The sequence below is a fragment of the Vibrio sp. Scap24 genome (assembly GCF_013394185.1).
GTDB classification, from domain to species: Bacteria; Pseudomonadota; Gammaproteobacteria; order Enterobacterales; family Vibrionaceae; genus Vibrio; species Vibrio pomeroyi.
In genome coordinates this window covers 419840-437790 of the sequence record NZ_CP041332.1, presented here as the reverse complement: position 1 = coordinate 437790, position 17951 = coordinate 419840, and the positions used below count along the sequence as shown (strand labels likewise).

General features: G+C 44.8%; 15 protein-coding genes. 6 read left to right on the top strand and 9 right to left on the bottom strand.

The annotated features are described in order from the left end of the window. Window positions 1-80: 80 nt before the first annotated feature. Window positions 81-752 (bottom strand): type 1 glutamine amidotransferase domain-containing protein, encoded by a 672-nt coding sequence (locus tag FLM53_RS01650; RefSeq protein ID WP_176680985.1) that lies wholly within the window; start codon window positions 750-752, stop codon window positions 81-83. A 193-nt stretch (window positions 753-945) separates the two neighbouring features. Between FLM53_RS01650 and FLM53_RS01645 the strand changes: the two genes are divergently transcribed. Together FLM53_RS01645 and FLM53_RS01640 are read left to right on the top strand one after the other, a co-directional pair. Next, the gene (locus FLM53_RS01645; protein WP_176680986.1) at window positions 946-1830 is read left to right on the top strand and encodes a LysR family transcriptional regulator; all 885 of its coding nucleotides are present in this window, start codon (window positions 946-948) and stop codon (window positions 1828-1830) included. Window positions 1831-2135: 305 nt separating this feature from the next. Next, the gene (locus FLM53_RS01640) at window positions 2136-3428 is read left to right on the top strand and encodes a sensor domain-containing diguanylate cyclase (protein ID WP_176680987.1); all 1293 of its coding nucleotides are present in this window, start codon (window positions 2136-2138) and stop codon (window positions 3426-3428) included. A gap of 125 nt (window positions 3429-3553) precedes the next feature. Here the strand turns inward: FLM53_RS01640 and FLM53_RS01635 are convergent, their stop codons facing one another. Next, window positions 3554-4378, bottom strand: a complete 825-nt coding sequence (locus tag FLM53_RS01635; RefSeq protein WP_029235797.1) for a DUF2797 domain-containing protein — start codon at window positions 4376-4378, stop codon at window positions 3554-3556. A gap of 303 nt (window positions 4379-4681) precedes the next feature. Here FLM53_RS01635 and FLM53_RS01630 point away from each other — a divergent pair, with 303 nt between their 5' ends. Continuing rightward, entirely contained in the window at window positions 4682-5977 is a 1296-nt protein-coding gene (locus FLM53_RS01630) for a GGDEF domain-containing protein (protein WP_176680988.1), read from the top strand. Between the two features lie 124 nt (window positions 5978-6101). Then, window positions 6102-6452, top strand: a complete 351-nt coding sequence (locus FLM53_RS01625) for a GlpM family protein (protein WP_017631289.1) — start codon at window positions 6102-6104, stop codon at window positions 6450-6452. A gap of 228 nt (window positions 6453-6680) precedes the next feature. Here FLM53_RS01625 and FLM53_RS01620 read toward each other — a convergent pair whose 3' ends face one another. The 3 genes from FLM53_RS01620 to FLM53_RS01610 form a co-directional block, all read right to left on the bottom strand. Beyond that, window positions 6681-8051, bottom strand: coding sequence for a DASS family sodium-coupled anion symporter (locus FLM53_RS01620; RefSeq protein ID WP_017631290.1), 1371 nt, complete (start codon window positions 8049-8051; stop codon window positions 6681-6683). Window positions 8052-8247: 196 nt separating this feature from the next. Further along, window positions 8248-9048 (bottom strand): vancomycin high temperature exclusion protein, encoded by an 801-nt coding sequence (locus FLM53_RS01615; protein WP_176680989.1) that lies wholly within the window; start codon window positions 9046-9048, stop codon window positions 8248-8250. A 160-nt stretch (window positions 9049-9208) separates the two neighbouring features. Then, window positions 9209-10897 (bottom strand): NAD-dependent malic enzyme, encoded by a 1689-nt coding sequence (locus tag FLM53_RS01610; RefSeq protein ID WP_009846476.1) that lies wholly within the window; start codon window positions 10895-10897, stop codon window positions 9209-9211. A gap of 184 nt (window positions 10898-11081) precedes the next feature. Between FLM53_RS01610 and FLM53_RS01605 the strand changes: the two genes are divergently transcribed. After that, window positions 11082-13499, top strand: coding sequence for a helicase-related protein (locus FLM53_RS01605; RefSeq protein ID WP_176680990.1), 2418 nt, complete (start codon window positions 11082-11084; stop codon window positions 13497-13499). Window positions 13500-13702: 203 nt separating this feature from the next. After that, window positions 13703-14080: a transporter gene (locus tag FLM53_RS01600; RefSeq protein WP_176680991.1), complete on the top strand. Its 378-nt coding sequence runs from the start codon at window positions 13703-13705 to the stop codon at window positions 14078-14080. A 152-nt stretch (window positions 14081-14232) separates the two neighbouring features. Here FLM53_RS01600 and FLM53_RS01595 read toward each other — a convergent pair whose 3' ends face one another. The 4 genes from FLM53_RS01595 to FLM53_RS01580 all read right to left on the bottom strand — a co-directional run bounded on the left by FLM53_RS01595 (window position 14233) and on the right by FLM53_RS01580 (window position 17875). Continuing rightward, window positions 14233-15336, bottom strand: a complete 1104-nt coding sequence (locus FLM53_RS01595; protein ID WP_132763338.1) for a phosphoribosylaminoimidazolesuccinocarboxamide synthase — start codon at window positions 15334-15336, stop codon at window positions 14233-14235. A gap of 268 nt (window positions 15337-15604) precedes the next feature. Beyond that, a complete protein-coding gene (locus FLM53_RS01590) occupies window positions 15605-16012 on the bottom strand; it encodes a SulA-like leucine-rich domain-containing protein (protein ID WP_004733418.1) in 408 nt (135 codons plus the stop codon). A 393-nt stretch (window positions 16013-16405) separates the two neighbouring features. Further along, window positions 16406-16594, bottom strand: coding sequence for a hypothetical protein (locus tag FLM53_RS01585; protein ID WP_004733419.1), 189 nt, complete (start codon window positions 16592-16594; stop codon window positions 16406-16408). A gap of 165 nt (window positions 16595-16759) precedes the next feature. Further along, on the bottom strand, window positions 16760-17875 hold the full coding sequence (locus FLM53_RS01580) for a J domain-containing protein (RefSeq protein WP_176680992.1): 1116 nt from the start codon (window positions 17873-17875) through the stop codon (window positions 16760-16762). Between the last annotated feature and the right edge of the window lie 76 nt (window positions 17876-17951).

The window sequence follows — 17951 nt, the reverse complement described above, 5'->3', positions numbered from 1 at the left end:
TGTTGGTAGGAAGCATGCTCTTTTTCGTTTCACGCGCTTATTTAGTTAGCGCCAGTGACCTAATCAAGACAGTTACTCGACTAAGAAAGCTGCTCAACAATGGCGACACCCACTGCGTGTGCGCTGGTTGGGTTCTGGCCTGTAATCACTCGCTCATCAACAATCACAAGCTCTTGCCAAGGTTGAACCTTGTTGAAACGCGCTGCGCTACGAGCAAGCGACTCTTCCAGTAGGAATGGAATGTCGTTGATCGTACCAAAGTCGATCTCTTCTTCACGTGTAAAGCCAGTCACCGATTTAGAGCTTAGTAGTTTCTCGCCGTTGCTCAGTACGATAGGAAGTAGGGCTGCAGGGCCGTGACATACCGCTGCGACAATACCGCCATCTTTATAGTGCTTTGCTGCGATGCTAGCGAACTGCTCATTGGTTGCCAAATCCGAAAGCAGACCAAAACCGCCTGGGTAGAAGATAGCGTCGTAGCTTTCTGCATTGACTTGGCTTACTGGAATCGTGTTGTTAATGCGGTTTTGGAAATCATCATCCGCCAAGATATCAGCGTTAACCACATCTCCTTCAATATCCGTTCCGTAGAGTGGCGCTTTGCCACCGTTGATAGAAGCGATGTCGTATTCGAATCCAGCAGCCATGATTTCTTTCAGAGCGTGGGTAAGTTCTGGAGCGTAAGTACCGTTAGCTTGGTCTGTATCGCCAAGTGTTGCGTGGTTCGTTACTGGAATTAGTATTTTTTTCATGATTCATCCCTTTGAGCTGCTGTTTTTTATTGTGATGCTGATGCTTTTCGTTAGGCGCTAGGTATCGCGCTGTTACTTAACTATCGCTGTCTTGTTGTATCTAATACTAGTTCCAAACTGATTAGGTGATAATATGCAAAACAGGCAAAACATTGTTGCTATATAGCAAAGATAGAATGCGAGTAGATTAAGTATGGATAGCTTTGAAGGGATTAATGAATTTGTTGCGGTCGCCGAATGCCACGGTTTTTCAGCGGCCGCCAAACAGTTAGGTTGCAGTACCAGCCATGTGAGTCGACAAGTTTCAAGGTTAGAAGAGAGAGTTGGGGTGGCTCTGCTTGCGCGTTCAACACGTATGGTTAGCCTGACTGAATCTGGCCACACTTATTACCAACAGTGCAAAGACTTGGTGATTGGGCTGCAACAAGCGAATGAACAAGTCACGTCTCAACAAACTCAGCTTAGCGGTACTTTACGTGTCAGTGCGGCGGGCGCATTTGCTGAGAATCATGTTGCCGCGGCGCTGATGGAATTTGCGAAAGATCATCCCGATCTGACTATCGAAATGAACTTCAACACCAAGATGGTTAACTTCATCGAAGATGGTATCGACTTCGCCATTCGCTACGGTCGATTAGACGATTCAGGGCTGGTGGCAAGAAAGCTGGTTGATCGCCCGATGGCTGCGGCAGCAAGCAAAGGTTACATTGCTGAGTTTGGTACGCCAGCGAATCCAGAACAACTCAAGCTGCACAGCTGTATTATCGCCAACAGTGACCAATGGTTGTTCGAGAAAGATGGAAAGCCGCTAAATGCGGTAAGAGTTCATGGCCGTTGGAGAAGCAACAATTCAAGCGCGGTACTGAAAGCTTGCGAAGAGGGGCTTGGCATCGTTTACCTTCCTAAAAGCAGCTTCAATGGCAGTCTTAGCAATGGAAAACTCGTCCCTGTGTTAGAAGAGTATTGGGGAGCGGGAACAAGCAGTTGGATTGTTTATCAGAACCGTCGTTTTCTTCCACAGAGAGCACGGTTGGCTATCGACTTCTTAGTTTCCTATTTCTCTGATTGGAATGAATAGCTCGTAGGTTTAAAAGAATAGTGCGCAGGTTTAAAAGAATAGCGAACAGGATTTGAAGTGGTAGTGAGCGGGTTCTTTGATCAGATTTAACCCAAAAATAGAAAAAGATAATAGTTACATTGGTATAGGTTATCTATTTCTGTTTTTTGACGCGAATAATGGGATTGAGATGCTTGTCTACTTTTACTAACTCGTGTTAGCGATTGAGTTGTAGAGAAGGCCGCAACAGTACGATATACTAGATGGTATATTAATGTCCCTAGCGCGTGATAGATTGTGTGGAAGCGTTGGCGGGATGTGTTGTTATGCTCCAGTTCGTGAAGTATAGCTATAATGCGGAGTTGGCAATGTCTTCAATAAATTTCGAATCCACGTACGGTGTAATAACTATTCAAGATATGAATGTGGTTAGTGTTGACGCTAATTATGCTCGTATTTATGGATACCAATCACCCGAAGAACTACTTTCCAATATAGATAGCTTTCTGGACCTCATTCCAGCAGAGTTTCATGTTCTCGCCTACCAAAATTACCTTGAAACCGTCAGCGGTCAACGCGACCCGAAAGGGCATACCTATACCAATGTTGATTGCAATGGTAGAGAGTTCACCGTGTTTTCAATCGACCATGTGACTGAATGGCAAGGTAGGCCAGCACTGCAAGTGACGGTTATCGATCTTTCTCCTGCGATTCAGTTACAAAACGTGGTGCGCGAGCAAGATAAGATGTACCACGATATGATCATGCAGTCCGGTCAGGGCATCTTGGTTCATCGAGATTTTAAGCCATTAATGGTCAATCAATCTTGGGTGAAACTTCAGGGCGGAGAGTCGATTGAGCAAGCCTTGAAGCTAGACTCTATCCTCGACTTGGTGCCGAAGAAAAATGTTGAAAGCATCTATCAACGCTATCAATCGGTGATTTCGGGTAAGCCTTCAGGCATGAGCAATGTGGTCGAGAATATCGGTTTAGATGGTGTTCATCGCTTCTTCAATATTTACGATAATGCGATCACTTGGAAAGGCCAGCCTGCGGTTCAGGTTGTGCTTGAAGACGTGACTCAGAAGGTGATGCTAGAAAGGCAACTGGTTCACCAAGCGAATTACGATGAAATGACGGATTTGCTTAACCGTAGGGCGATTTATGAGTGGCTGAGAGAGCACCTTGTCTCTGAGACTCACTTAGTGTGTATGCTGCTTGATATCGATGACTTTAAATCGATCAATGATACCTACGGACATATGGTGGGTGACGAGGTGATTTGCGCATTGGCTGATATTACCAAGCGTAATGTTGAGGCTGTGGGCGGTGTAGCGGGTCGATGGGGCGGTGAAGAGTTCATCGTGTTTATCCCAAATGCGTCGCCTCAGGTTTCGCGTCAAGTCTCTGATCAGATCCGAGAGCAGTTTAATCAAACCGAATTTAAGATTGATGAGCACGTTCGCTTTAATGTGAGTGTGAGTATCGGTGTGAGTGATAGCCGAGCTTGTGAAGGAACGGTTTCTATCGATGCACTTGTGAATGTGACCGACCAATCCCTGTATCGTGCAAAAGCGGCTGGCAAGAATCGCGTGTGTGGCGATGTGGTCGCGCTTTAGATCTTGATAATAAGTAACACAGGTTTTTAATTTAAAATGCCCTGAAGTAATGAGCTTCAGGGCATTTTTCGTTTTGGCTATCAGCGACAGATCGCTAACAATTAGAAGCGCTCAAGTTCTACAAATTATGCAGAAACCTCAACTTCGTAAGAGCCAAATTTACGGATGTTAATTACGCCCGTATCTAAGATTAGGTATTGGCCTTTAATGCCTTGCAGCACACCAGATACCTCAGGGTTCTTATCGAAGTTGTGCGACACAATCTTAACTGGGTGCTGTTCTACTGGGTAGCTCAATGAAGTGATGTTCTCACTCAGAATTTCGATAGCATCGTCACCAAACTTTGCTCGGATCTCTTGGATTTTATCCTCAACCAATGGCAACAGTTCTTTTGCTTTTTCGACCAATTCCATATCGTCGCCATCGCCTTTTAACAGCGTGCGCCAGTTGGTTTTGTCGGCGATGTGTTTTGCCAATTCAACTTCAATCAGGCCAGAAATCTGACGAGTTTTTACTTTCAAGATAGGTAGGCCTTGAGTCGCACCTTGGTCAATCCAACGTGTTGGGATTTGAGTGTGACGCGTGATACCAACCTTAAGGCTAGATGTGTTCGATAGGTAAACGAAGTGATCAACCATGCAGTTCTCTTCACCCCATTGAGGCTCGCGACACGTGCCTTCATCGTAGTGACAAGTCTCTGGTTTCATGATGCACATGTCGCAGCTTGCTAGCTTTTTCATGCACACAAAACAGTGGCCTTGAGAGTAGCTCTTTTTGGTTTTCTTACCGCATGAGCAGCAAAAAATGTTGCCAGTGTGAGTGAGGTTGATGGTTTTACCAATCAGAGGGTTTAGCTCTACAAACTCTTCGCCTACAGGCAAACGGTAGGTAACCGCGCCATCAAGGGAAGCACTCATCTTTTTGAGTGTTCCTTTTGCTAATAAAGACATGACATTACTCATTGTATTTTGATTATTATTTCGTCGACTCGATTGCGCTGTGAGCAGGCAGTACGGTTAACGATGATTATGCGATGAGTATAACAAATAGAGCCTGTTTTTATACGCAATATTACTTGATTCTCGTCGTGGATAATCAACAGCAAATACATGCATAAAAATATAGTATGACATTTTGTTCGGGCGTGATATAACGTTTTTTAGTGATTTATTGGTATTAAGATCACTAATTTATCTGACTTGTTTTTTATCGTGAAATCCCAACTATAGGGATCTTAAGCCGGAAGCTTAGACGTGAAGTGGATCCATAAGATTGTTATCTTTCTCGTTATCGCAACGCTTGCCATTGTGCAGTATTACCGTGTGAGCGGAAATCGTGTGATAACAGCAATAACCCCTGATAAATATGAATTTATCGCGACCAGCGATCGAGTTGATAGGGGCGTCAGTACATCCCAATTATCCTACGAAAATGGGCAGTATATTCTCGACTGTGAACTTAAAGAGTCGGAATATCCTTGGCCTTATTGCGGCCTGTCGATTCGTATCAACCCAGACATTACCAAAGGCCTTGATCTCTCTCAGTATCACACCTTTAGAGTAAATATTGATTACCATGCGGAAGCGGACTCTAGTGGCCGTTTGAGAACTTACCTACGCAACTACAATCCCGCTTATTCTGTTCCTGATGACGAGTACACACACAAGTACAACGGCATGGAGTTTTCTCCAGGAATCGATGGTGGTGTGATTGAAATCCCAATCGCCAATCTACAGGTGATGACATGGTGGTTAGCCGACAATGATGTGGCGTTAGAGCACTCAGCGCCTGAATATTCGAACGTGAATATGGTCGAGTTTGCTACCGCATCGGGTGCGAAGTTAGGCCATCATCGAATTGTTATTCGCAGCATCGAGTTTGAAGGCTCGTATATCTCTGCGGAAAGCTTGTTCTTGATCTTACTGTTTATCTGGGTCGGCACGGGTACTGTGTTCTTACTTTCAGAATTACATCGTTCGAGAAAGCGTATGGTGATTGCCGAGAAGAGACACAACCACTTAAAGAACGTGAACCGAGCATTGAGAGAGCAGAACTTTGAATTCTCTGAGAAAGCGCACCGTGATGAGCTAACGGGGATCCTCAATCGACACGCAATTCGTGATTGGTTGAAGATGCAATCGCAACACGTGAAGCAAGGCCACGGTAAGCTGAGTATGCTCTATCTCGATATTGATTACTTTAAGAGTGTGAACGACAAATACGGACACCAAATGGGTGACCATATTCTGCGTGAATTCAGCATGGTCGTGGGCAGCTCCATCGGTGCGACCGACAAACTGGTGCGTTGGGGCGGTGAAGAGTTTATCGTTTTCTGCCCAGAGACCGAAGCCGGAGAGGCGCAGATCAAAGCCGAACGCATTCGACTACTGGTTAGCCAGCATCTTTGGGTTCATGGCGACCCGCTCACTTGCAGTATTGGTCTCGCCGAGATGAAACAAGAGAGGGTGACAGAGACGATAGCTCGCGCTGATGAAGCGCTCTATCAAGCCAAACACTCAGGACGTAATCAGGTGATCTTGAGTCACTAATCTGCAAATTGTTTTGATTACTTAATAAGCCACACGTGCATATGTGACGTGTGGCGTTTTTATGGGCGCTATATGAGTTTACCCTCTAGAGCCTTTTGTTGGTTTGTTTGGATAACGTATTGAAATGATTTCCCTGTTTTTTAAATGCTTGCTTGGTGCGGCGGCGGTTTTATTGATTGCGCTGTTGTCAAAAAGTAAGAGCTTTTATATCTCTGGCCTTGTGCCGCTGTTTCCTACTTTTGCTTTGATTGCCCACTACATTGTCGGCACGGAACAAACCATGGTGGAATTGCGTACCACAGCACTGTTTGGCTTGTTTTCGCTTGTGCCTTACGCGGCTTATCTTGGTGCGGTCTATGTATTTAGTTATCGCTACAACTTGGTGTCGACGCTGTCATTGGCAACAGTCGTGTGGGTTCTGTGTGCCTCTATGTTGCTGTTGGGTTGGACGCGTCTAGTCCCAAGTGCAATCTAGTTCTGAGCGCAATTTAGTACCCAGTGCGATTTAGTCATTGGTGAGTTGGTTAGTTGGAATATTGGAAGGTTAGAGGTTAGAAACAAAAAAGGTGGCGAAGAGCCACCAAAAGGGAAAAGCGTTTTATTGTTTTTTTGGATGCCCGCTCAGTGTATGTTTCATGTTGAGCGGGCTTTTTATATTGGCTGAGTGGGGGAACTGCAGCCAGTTTAGGGGAGCATTTATTGCTTACCAGAAAATCCAAGCGAACAGTGTCAGTACTAGGATACAAACTAGGTTAAGCACCATACCAATTCGCATCATCTCTTTCTGCTTGATGTGACCAGAGGCAAACACAATTGCGTTTGGTGGTGTTGCAACAGGAAGCATGAAGGCACAAGACGCAGCTACAGCGATCAGTGCAGACAAGATAACTGGCGACATACCAAGTGCTTCCGCGATGGTTGCGAATACCGGCACCAAAAGCGCTGCACTGGCTGTGTTACTTGCGAATTCAGTTAGGAACACTACGAATGCCACTACCGCTAGAATCGTTAGCAGAACGCCTGCTGTTTCTAAGAAGCCACTGAGTGAGTGTGCTAGGAATACGCTGGTGCCTGTTGCTTTAAGAATGTTACTTAGACAGATACCACCACCGAATAGGATTAATACACCCCAGTCTGTCGTCTTCTCAACATCTTTCCACTCAACTGCTCTAGAAGCGCCTAGTAGTACAATCGCGCCAATCGCTACCAAGCTGTCGAATTTAGAGAAGCCGCCGATCATTGCGTTGATTGGCTTACCGAATATCCAAAGCGTAACCGTTAGTAAGAAGATAGATAGCGTGATTTTTTTGCTGTTCGTCCACTCTACCGGTGCGTGGTCTAGCTCGAATTTGTGGTCAAGCTTAGGCTTCGTCATCACATAAAGGATGAACATCGCGATTGGCATCAAGATAAGTGAGATTGGAAGACCTAGCGCCATCCACTCAGTAAAGCTCAAACCCACTTCTGCAGCGGCGATTGCGTTCGGTGGGCTACCCACTAAGGTCGCGATACCACCAATCGATGCACAGTAAGCGATACCTAGCAGCACGAACACGTACGTATTACGGTCTTCACTTTGGTCAACTTTGTTCATGATGCCAAGAACAAGGGGAAGCATCATTGCCGTGGTTGCTGTGTTCGAAATCCACATCGACAAACCCGCACTTACACCGAATAGCATGAACACTGCCACCGACATTCTGCCTTTTGCAATCAGCAGTACTTTGTCGGCAATCGCCTTATCGAGCTCTTGCTTGTTGAGCGCAGCAGCAAGGGCAAAACCACCCATGAATAGGAAGATGATTGGGTTCGAGAAGTTCGCCAATGCAGCCGATGTGTTGAACACACCAAACAGCACGGCTAAGAGTGGAACGAGCAGAGCAGTAATGCTGACGTGAATTGCTTCGGTTAACCATAAAACGGCGACAAACACGAGAATACTCAGACCAGTATTGACTTGTGTTTCGAAAGGGAGGGTATTGATTAACAGAGCAAATAACATGAAATTACCAATTAATATCATGCTGTTGCGGGTGAACAACCAGTGTTTCAGTGTAGTAACAAGTGCCGTCATAAGACGCTCCTTTTGTTATCCTCGTTTTATTGGTGCACGACTTCATTGAGTCGTGCTTATTATTTTCGAGGTATATAGCTTGATGTAGGGCCAGACTTTGTTGGGAGAATGTTACTTAAGTTAATAAAGGCGTGTTGGTGTGTTTTTGTGTAACAGTGGGGAAATGTGAGGCAACAAATTCAAAATGTGTAGTTTTCTACACATCCGTCTCTGCTGGGTCTGAAATAGGGCTTGTTGTAGGATCTACAACAGGGTTTACAGAGGGGTCAGTCATAGGGTTTGGAATCGGAAATGATTCCGGTTTTGGACTCGGTTGAATCGGCTCTTTAGGTCCAAGGAACTTTGGCGTTGTCCCCATAATATACAAGTCTAAGAACGCCTTCGTACGCGCAAAAACTTCACGTAAACGGATAGACGTACCCGAATGGTGAGTAGGGCCTGAAACCGCTAAACATTGTGCATGAATATCGTAAGAATTAGCGATAAACAGTGCTCTTTCACAGTGGAATTTTTGAGTGATGATCAGGAAGTTGTCGGTGTCGAAGATCTTTTTAGCGCGAACAATCGAGTCTAATGTTCTAAACCCTGCATAATCGAGATTAATGCGTTCATCAGGCACACCGGCTTTCAGCAAATCTCGTTTCATCGTCCACGGCTCATTGTAAGAGCGGTGAGCGTTGTCGCCACTTAACAGAAACTGGTCGACTTTTTCACGGTCGAAGAGCTCAATCGCAGCTTCGATTCGATACTTATAATAGTCGTTGAGTGTTCTACCCAAATACTTGCTGGTGCCAAGTACCACTGCAACTTCAAGCTCAGGCACTTCATCAATATCGTAAATGATGCGGTCTTCTGCTTGCCATGAAACCCAATAATCGATCGCAATAACCGAAGCGCTGCCTACTAAGAACACGAGGAAAGCGCCAAACAGAAAACCTTGCAGTTTTTTGTAAGCTTTTGATAGGTAGCTACGGTAAATGTGAGAATCGAATTTCACTCTCGGCATGGTCCTTGACTGAGCATTAATTTTTGAGTGCTCGATAATACCAAATAAAAATGAGAAAAATCAGTTAAAAAGACAAGACAGTGTAAAGAAAAAAGCCCCTGCAGTTGCAGAGGCTCTTGTAAGAGTGGTATTTGAGAACAAGTACGCTCTATTAGAATGCAGTACGCTTATAGCGACGGTAAACCGGCTGCCAGAAGTGCTGGTCAATCGCTTGTTGCAGTGCTTCTTCAGTGATCTCTAGTGCAACACCTTGTTCAATCGCTTTCTTACCAACAGCAAAAGCGATCTTCTTAGATACTGTGTGGATCTCTTCCAATGGTGGAAGCAGAGCGCCTGAACCGTTGATTGCTAGCGGAGAACATGTTGCAAGCGCACGGCTCGATTCCATTAGCATTTCGTCAGTGATGCGTGAAGCGTTCACAGCCAGTACACCAAGGCCAATACCTGGGAAGATGTAGCTGTTGTTACACTGAGCGATTGGGTAAGTCGTGCCGTTGTGAACCACTGGCTCAAATGGGCTACCTGTTGCAACAAGTGCTTGGCCATCAGTCCAACGAATGATGTCGTTTGGCGTTGCTTCAACACGGCTAGTTGGGTTCGACAGTGGAAATACGATAGGGCGTTCACAGTGAAGGTTCATCTCTTTGATGACTTCTTTGCTGAACAGACCTGGTGCACCAGATACACCAACCAATACTGTTGGCTTAGCGTGGCGAACAACGTCTAGTAGTGAGAAGCCAGTGCCATCACTTTCCCAGTCTTTAGTATTCGCGTTGGTTTGAACTAGGCGCTGTTGGAAATCAAGCAAGTTCTGCATGCCTTCCTGTAGCAGACCCCAACGGTCAACCATGTAAACTTGAGAGCGAGCTTGTGCATCGCTGATACCTTCAGACACCATTTGAGCAATGATAGCTTCAGCAATACCACAACCCGCAGAACCCGCACCCAAGAAGGTGATACGTTGGTCTGACAATTTGCTGTTGGCTGCTTTACATGCTGCAAGTAGAGAACCTACCGTTACTGCTGCTGTGCCTTGGATATCATCGTTGAAACAACAGATGCGATCTTTGTAGCGCTCAAGCAGTGGCATTGCGTTCTTTTGTGCGAAATCTTCGAACTGAACTAGAGCATCAGGCCAACGACGTTGAACGGCTTGAATGAACTCTTCAACGAATGCATCGTAGTCAGCACCTGTGATACGAGGGTGACGCCAGCCCATGTACATTGGGTCAGCAAGACGTTGAGGGTTGTTTGTACCTACATCAAGTACGATTGGTAGCATGTAAGCAGGGCTGATGCCGCCACACGCTGTGTAAAGTGCTAGCTTACCGATTGGAATCCCCATACCACCGATACCTTGGTCTCCCAAACCAAGAATGCGCTCACCATCCGTAACCACGATGACTTTAACATTGTGGTTTGTCGCATTATTCAGTAGATCATCGATACGATCGCGGTTCGGGTAAGAGATAAACAGACCACGGCCACGACGGTAAATATTTGAGAAGTTCTCACATGCTGCGCCAACCGTTGGCGTGTAAATGATAGGCATCATTTCAGAAATGTGGTTTTGAACTAAACGATAAAAAAGCGTTTCATTAGTGTCTTGGATGTTACGAAGGTAGATATGCTTATCCATATCACTTTCGAAGTTACAATATTGTTTGTATGCACGTCCTACTTGCTCTTGGATTGTTTCGGTTGTTTCCGGTAACAAACCTTCAAGGTTGAAAGAACTGCGCTCTTCAGCAGAGAATGCGCTGCCTTTGTTTAAAAGAGGGGTACTAAGTAGAGCAGGACCAGCATAAGGGATATATAGAGGGCGTTTATCGTTGTTCATTGGATGCCTAATATGGGAGAAAGGGTAACTGAAAAATGATAACGGTTTAGTTATTCAATTGTAAATAGTTTCCCTCCGATCTTAGCAAACAAAATGATATTCTTACCCATGTCCCACACTTATCGAATTTGAACGCCATAATTCGTTATACTTTGCTCACACTTTTTCGCGACGCTTCCTTTTTATGTCTCTACTTCCCATCGATTCTTATCAAAATGTTTTCCATGAACAGATCTCCGATTCTCATCTTGTTGTCGAAGCCGAAACCGGTTCGGGCAAATCAACGCGCTTGCCGATTTGGGCATCTCAACATGGGCGTGTTTTGGTGGTGGAGCCGAGAAGAATTGCGTGTACATCACTTGCGAAATATTTAGCGCAACAATCGGGTGAAAAGTTAGGTTCAAAAGTTGGTTATGCGATCAAGCTAGAGTCGGAATACAACGAGCAAACAGACGTGGTGTTTGTGACTCCCGGTATCGCACTGCGTTGGCTATCAGAAGATGTGCTCGCTGGCTTTGATGTGATTGTGGTGGATGAATTCCACGAAAGACGCTGGGACATTGACTTGCTGGTGGCGATCCTAAAGGAAAAAGCGAGTCATCGTTTAGTCATCACATCGGCAACCATTGAGGGTGAGCGCCTTGCTGATTATTTGGATGCGAGTCGGATCAGTTGTGAAGGCCGAACTTATCAGGTTGAAATTGAACACAGAGCGAATGAATCTAGAGCTCTGCCGGATAGTCGACATCTAGAGCAGCGCATCGCTGAAGAAGTGAATCATCAACTGATTGCGTCACATGGCGATATCTTGGTTTTCCTACCGGGTAAGAAAGAGATCGTACAATGTGAACAAGCCTTGGCAAAGAATCCAGATATCCAAGTCGTTAAACTGCATGCCTCGGTCAGTGACAAAGAGCGAGATCTCGCTTTATCTGGTCGTAATACTGGCAATAGTGATAATGGCAATAGTGATAATGGCAATGGCAATGGCAATGGCAGCGGTTTGCGAAAGGTCATCCTTGCGACCAACGTGGCAGAAACCTCATTAACCATTCCTGATATTGGTGTGGTGATAGATTCCGGATTAGAAAGACGCACCGTTCAGCGTAACGGCAGAACCACCTTGATGTTGAAATCCATATCACGCGCCAGTGCCAAACAACGCGCGGGTCGTGCGGGTAGGGTAATGGACGGCGTTTGTGTTCGTTTGTATGGCAAACACGCTGCGTTGGAGTCGGTTACGCCTCCTGAACTACAGCGTGAAGAACTGACCGAACCTATGTTGGCGGCGGCATGTTGTGGTGCGACTCTTGAAAGTTTGTCTTTCCTCGATCCTATGCCTGAGAAGTCACTAAACAGCGCGACTCAAACCTTGCTGACGATGGAAGCGATTAACACTGATCACCAAATTACCGAGCACGGAAAAAAGTTGTATCCACTGCCGATTGATGCCTTGTATGCCGATATTGTAACTCGCATTAAAACCAAAGCACTCAAAGAAGCGATGGTCGATCTCACGGCTGCGCTGTCTGTGCCTGCTCGCCTATATCAATTACCTAACAATGCAGAACATCTGGAAGCGCTCGCGCAACAAGAAAAAGAAGGGTGTGATTTATCCCTGTTAATTCAGATTGTTCGCGGTCGTGATTATCCGCATCTTGAAATAGACCAGCAGGCCTTGAATGAAGCCCAAGGTTTGGCGAAGCAAATGCGAGAAGTGTTTGAACTTCCGCAGTTAGAAGTCGCGTCGCGCTATCAACGTGCCGCTTTACTTGAAACTATTATTCAGCTGCACCCTGAACTGGTGTTTGTTCGTCGATTGAAACGAAAAGAAGCGTTCGCTAATGGGATGTTAGAAGTCGTACTCGGTCGCCAGAATCGTTTCCCTGACAATGCACAAGCGATGTTGGTGTTGGACACTCACAGCTTACCGGGCCGAGGTGTGAAGCAAACACTTACTTTAGCGACGACCACTGCACCTGTTCCTTTAGAACTGGTTGTTGAAGCAGAATTAGGTGAATGGCAGCAAGGTGAAACCGTGGTCAATGATGAGGGCGTGTTTACCGAAATGGCATTGGTGCACGCTGGCCGCACGATTACGACTAAACTGGTGGCGGCAGAAGGTCAGTTATCTTTGAAGCCTATCGTTGATCTGGTGGTAAGTGGTGCTCAACTTCCAGGCTTTGCAGAGGCTCGCACTCAAGAGATTAAGCATTGGCAGCTTTACGTGAAACTTGGGCTGGATGAGCAGACTCAATTTACACCAGAGCTCGAACAATTGAGCTTTGAACTATGGTTTATAGAGCAACTGGAAGTGTTAGGCGTGACGGATGTCAGTGAGCTGGAAATGTTCGAACATGACGATATTCCCTTTGATGGTATACCTACTTGGCTGTATAACGAGTTCTCGGAAAAATACCCGTTTTCATTGTGTCTTGCCGACTTGCAACTTGAGGTGGAATATCTGACAGGAAGGAAGTTGATTTACGTTCATTATCAATCGGGTAGTCGGAAGTTATCACCAAAACGCTGGGAGCTGCCCACATGGTCTGGGTGGCGTATTCAGTATAAAAAAGCGAGCCGAATAATTGATATAAAATAGATGGATAAGTTTTATCTCTAAAATATTAATCAAATAGGCGCATATATTATTTTTCAGTGCTTATTATGTTACGGATTTGATTTTTATATGCCTTTTTAACCAATCAAAAGGTCATAAAAGACTATTCTTCTATATCCTATTGCTATAAAGAAAAAGTTGATAGATATTGAGTATATTGTGTTGCCAAAGTGTCGGGGGACATCATGGATAAACAGAAAGAGACGCGTGTAGAGTTTGATTACACAACATTTCTTGGCGCCTCATGCAGTAAAAAATGGACTTTTCTGGAAGCACTTACCACAATTGCGCCAGTGTTCAGTACCGTCTGGCGAGATAGCATTAAAGAGCTGGGCACCCCAGAGGATCGCTTATGGCAGATGGCATTGAAATCAATGTCGACACGTAAAAGCGATGAATCAAACATTGTTACTTTGCTGAAGCTTGCCAAGCTTGAAGGTATCAATGAACTCAAGGTGGTTATGCCATACTCTCTTGAAGAAGAGCAGATCGAGTACATCGAATCGCGCAGTCATTTAGTGATTGCAGGTAATACTGGAGAAGAGTTTACTATCAAGCTGTAATTTCTCAGTATTGCTTAGAGCTTAGAGCTTAGAGCTTAGAGCTTAGAGCTTACAGATCTGGATACAGATAAAAGCGTATCAGAAACGTACATGTAGAAAGGGCCTCAATATTGAGGCCCTTTTTGTATTTAGGTGGTGCTACAAACTTGGTCTTAATCGATCAGTCCGTAGTCTGCACGTAATACGTCGATGATCTCTTGCTTCGGATTGTCGCTTAATACAATCTCTGCACCTGTGATTTTCGCTGCGATATCAAGGTAAGTGCGAGAAAGCGACATTAATGCGTCCAAAGGCAGTTCATTATCACGCGCTAATGCTTCTCGCTCTGGCATACGTTCTTTGTTCAATAGAATGTCCGCATCAGGGAAGTAGTTGAGCAAGAACTGGCGGAAACCTTCTTTCGAGTTTTCAACGATGTTGCCATTGTTGTATTCCTGAGTATCCCAAATACGAGATGAATCTGGAGTACCGACTTCGTCCATGTAGATAAGCTTCTCTTTGCCTTGAGCATCGTTCACGTAACCGAACTCGAACTTAGTGTCGACAAAGGTTTGGTCTACTTTCGCCAGTGCTTGACTGATAACGTTGAAGCCTTCTTTTAGCAGCTTCTCGTAGTGCGCGATGTCACTTGCTTGAGTAAAGTTGAATGCTGCAAAGTTATCTTCGATGTTGTTACGTGTGATGTTCACATCGTCAGCTTCTGGTACACCAGGAATGCCTTTCAGAATCCCTTTGGTAGAAGGCGTGATAAGTAGTTCAGGCAGCTTCTTGTCTTTCTCTAGGCCTTCAGGCATCTCGATACCGCAGAATTCACGTTCGCCGTTCGCGTACGCACGCCACATAGAGCCCGTGATGTATTGACGACAAATCGCTTCAATCATTACTGGGCGAGCTTTTTGTACAATCCATACGAATGGGTGAGGGATATCAAGGATATGACTGTCAGCAAGGCCGTTGTCTTTAAACAATTTGAACCAGTGGTTAGAGATAGCATTCAGAGCCGCTCCTTTACCTGGAACACCTTTAAGATTACCTTCACCGCGCCAGATACAATCAAACGCAGAGATACGGTCACTGATCACCATGATAGCTAGAGGCGCATCGGGTGCTACGTCGTAGCCTTTCTCTTTAATTAGTCGTTGGCTATCTTCTTCAGTTAACCAGTAGACTGAGCGAACCTTGCCACTGTGGACAGGTTTGTCAGTACGGATTGGTAGGTCATCATTTACGGCAAGAACTTGATCAGCAAGGCTCATTTAGACATTCCTATCTTTTATCAAACGTCATACAGAGAAGTGCGGTGTGCACATGATTAGACGGGCATTATACCCAATCTACTGTTTGCTTCCAGAGAAAAAGCAAACGATTGCTAAATCTATTAATCAAATAAAAACCCCCGCCTAACTATCCGCTGAAAAATTGGCGAATTGTAGGGCAGGGGAAGGCAGTATGTTTGGACTGTGTTTTGGAGCCATGCTGTCAAGCTGACTTAAGTTTGTTAGCCAAAATGTTAAGCAAGGTAGATCAGTGAATACGCTCTGAATTTGCATCCATAAAGAAGACTTCACATTGAAAGCGCATTCCTAATGTTCTTAGGTATTGCTGGCTGAACTGATCAATCGATGCACTTGCAACAATCGCACTCGCATTTTTCGAGCGGATGGCCTTCTCGACCGTTTCAACTTCCGTCATCTGGTGAGAGGCTTTCATGTGAATAACGCGGTCGCAGCACACGTTGTGTTGCTTAAGCTGCTTAGCCGATGGTCTTGGTGTTTGCGCTGTAAACAGCAACCACTGATGTTGATTGGACAGCAACGCCATTCTTGCGAACAACGCTTCCTCGTTTGAATTTTTGCTTTTACGAGAAACTGATGTAAATGCGCAGTGAACTAGCGGGCTAGAGTGTTGGGCTTTAACGTGTGCTTGAATCATTTTGCTGTCCTTATATACATGCTGTATGTGTATACAGTAGTTTTTGTTGCTTATAAGATCAAGCGTTTTTTGTGGGATTATTGGACGATTTTGCACAGGTAAGGGGATGGTTTTAACTTAAGTGATTGAAATTATTGTCTAAATTAAATTCGAATGAATTTGTTGTTTTGTCTCATAAGTTGAAGAAATGTGAGCTTTATACAGGTGTATACAGTGGTTTTTACAGAAAAGTACTGTATACACCTGTATAGAAGATAAGTAGATAAGTAGATAAGTAGATAAGTAGATAAGAAGATAAGAAGATAAGAAGATAAGAAGATAAGAAGATAAGAAGATAAATCCCAGATACAAAAAAAGCGCCTTGGGCGCTTTCTTATATTTCAACGGTGTAACTTATCTCAGTGTTGCTTGGGAGAGTTTTGCTCTCATTTCCATTTCACCAATATTGAACTGGCGAACATCAATGGTTGCAATATCATTACACTCTTTACATGCATGATGACACTTACCATCTAGGTAGTCGTGTTTTTTAACTAGGCTTGGCTTTTTGCACCAATCACAAACGCCTTCTATTGTGAACATATTCTCTCCTCACCTGTATATGTCAGGTGTATTTTCGGCGCAAATTATGACACAAGTAAGACCCATTAGTTAATAGTTTGTTACCCGTTTTTGAGAAGGTGATCGATTGCAACACCAATAAAATCGATATCTCCGTGAATTGGAAAGCCAAAGGTGTGTGCTTGTTTACGATTTTGTAACACTTTGTAAAATGGTTTTTAGCGCATTGTTCAAACGTTTCATTTCTTCGTCACATCCATGACCATCAGGATGATAAATTTTCGAGAGTTGTTTGTATCGAACTTTGATGCTTTTTTGGTCAGGGATTGAACTCGGTGTGTACCCAAAAAGAGCACAAGCCACTTGTAATTGATTTAGGCTTTTGCTGTTTTTCTGCTTCTTCAATTCGTGATAAATGGTTTGAAGCTGACGATTTTGCTGCTTAATGGTGAAATCCTTCGAGCTAAGCTGCGCTTCAAGCGTCTGTTGTTGCTGATTCAATTCGCCAGACTTGAGCACCTGTCTCTTTCGCGAGATCACCAGAGTCGCGCTGATACTCACGATCGCAATCAGTAAGGCCAACGCAGCACCAATCATATAGTCAGAGCTGGTTAGGTTAGAACTGGAGAGGTTAGAGCGTGAGGCTTGGTCAGATAGTATTTGGTCAGATTGAATTTGGCTAGATTGCACTTGCTGAGGTAACCCCTGACTGCTGTCTATTTCAGAGTCGATGCTGTCATCGAGCTGTTCTATTGAAGAGATCTGCTTGGCACGTTGCTGGTTGAATTGTGCTTCTAGAATACGGTTGTAGCCATCTTCTGCATTCGGGTTGTCTTTTAAAGCGGCTTCATACCATAGTTGCGCGGCATCTAGTGGTTGAAGGAGCTCCTTATCAAGTGAGGACTCGTAGATCTTTGCTACTTCAAGAGGCGCTTGCTTGTTGCCTTGCAGTGCTGCTTTGATGAACCACTCTAAGGCCTGTTTGTTGTCTTGCTCGACACTTGTTCCTGCCAAGTACCACTCGCCGAGTCTAAATTGCGCATTTGCATTGCCATTTTCGGCAGATTGCGAGTACCAATAGAATGCGTCATCGATGTTTTCAGGCACATCGGTTTCCAATTCATAGGCTTGCGCCAATTGGTATTGAGATGCTGGGTCTTGAGGTTGTGAATTTACTGACAGCTGAGGGCTACTTTCTGCATGGACCAAATGTATCGAGAACAGCTGTATCGTGGCAAAGATGAAGGTAAGAAGCAGAGTTCTAATAGACGATGATGACAGAAAGTTGGATAGGATAAGCAAAAGATAAGTCTCGTAAAAAGCCCAGTGCCGATATATCAGTATGAATACGCTATGTGGCTGTTAATTAGGTTGTAAC

Excerpts from the sequence above, each read along its gene's own strand:
- FLM53_RS01650 (WP_176680985.1), bottom strand. The coding sequence starts at position 752 with ATGAAAAAAATACTAATTCCAGTAACGAACCACGCAACACTTGGCGAT.
- FLM53_RS01645 (WP_176680986.1), top strand. The coding sequence starts at position 946 with ATGGATAGCTTTGAAGGGATTAATGAATTTGTTGCGGTCGCCGAATGC.
- FLM53_RS01640 (WP_176680987.1), top strand. The coding sequence starts at position 2,136 with ATGCTCCAGTTCGTGAAGTATAGCTATAATGCGGAGTTGGCAATGTCT.
- FLM53_RS01635 (WP_029235797.1), bottom strand. The coding sequence starts at position 4,378 with ATGTCTTTATTAGCAAAAGGAACACTCAAAAAGATGAGTGCTTCCCTT.
- FLM53_RS01625 (WP_017631289.1), top strand. The coding sequence starts at position 6,102 with ATGATTTCCCTGTTTTTTAAATGCTTGCTTGGTGCGGCGGCGGTTTTA.
- FLM53_RS01620 (WP_017631290.1), bottom strand. The coding sequence starts at position 8,051 with ATGACGGCACTTGTTACTACACTGAAACACTGGTTGTTCACCCGCAAC.
- FLM53_RS01610 (WP_009846476.1), bottom strand. The coding sequence starts at position 10,897 with ATGAACAACGATAAACGCCCTCTATATATCCCTTATGCTGGTCCTGCT.
- FLM53_RS01605 (WP_176680990.1), top strand. The coding sequence starts at position 11,082 with ATGTCTCTACTTCCCATCGATTCTTATCAAAATGTTTTCCATGAACAG.
- FLM53_RS01600 (WP_176680991.1), top strand. The coding sequence starts at position 13,703 with ATGGATAAACAGAAAGAGACGCGTGTAGAGTTTGATTACACAACATTT.
- FLM53_RS01595 (WP_132763338.1), bottom strand. The coding sequence starts at position 15,336 with ATGAGCCTTGCTGATCAAGTTCTTGCCGTAAATGATGACCTACCAATC.
- FLM53_RS01590 (WP_004733418.1), bottom strand. The coding sequence starts at position 16,012 with ATGATTCAAGCACACGTTAAAGCCCAACACTCTAGCCCGCTAGTTCAC.
- FLM53_RS01585 (WP_004733419.1), bottom strand. The coding sequence starts at position 16,594 with ATGTTCACAATAGAAGGCGTTTGTGATTGGTGCAAAAAGCCAAGCCTA.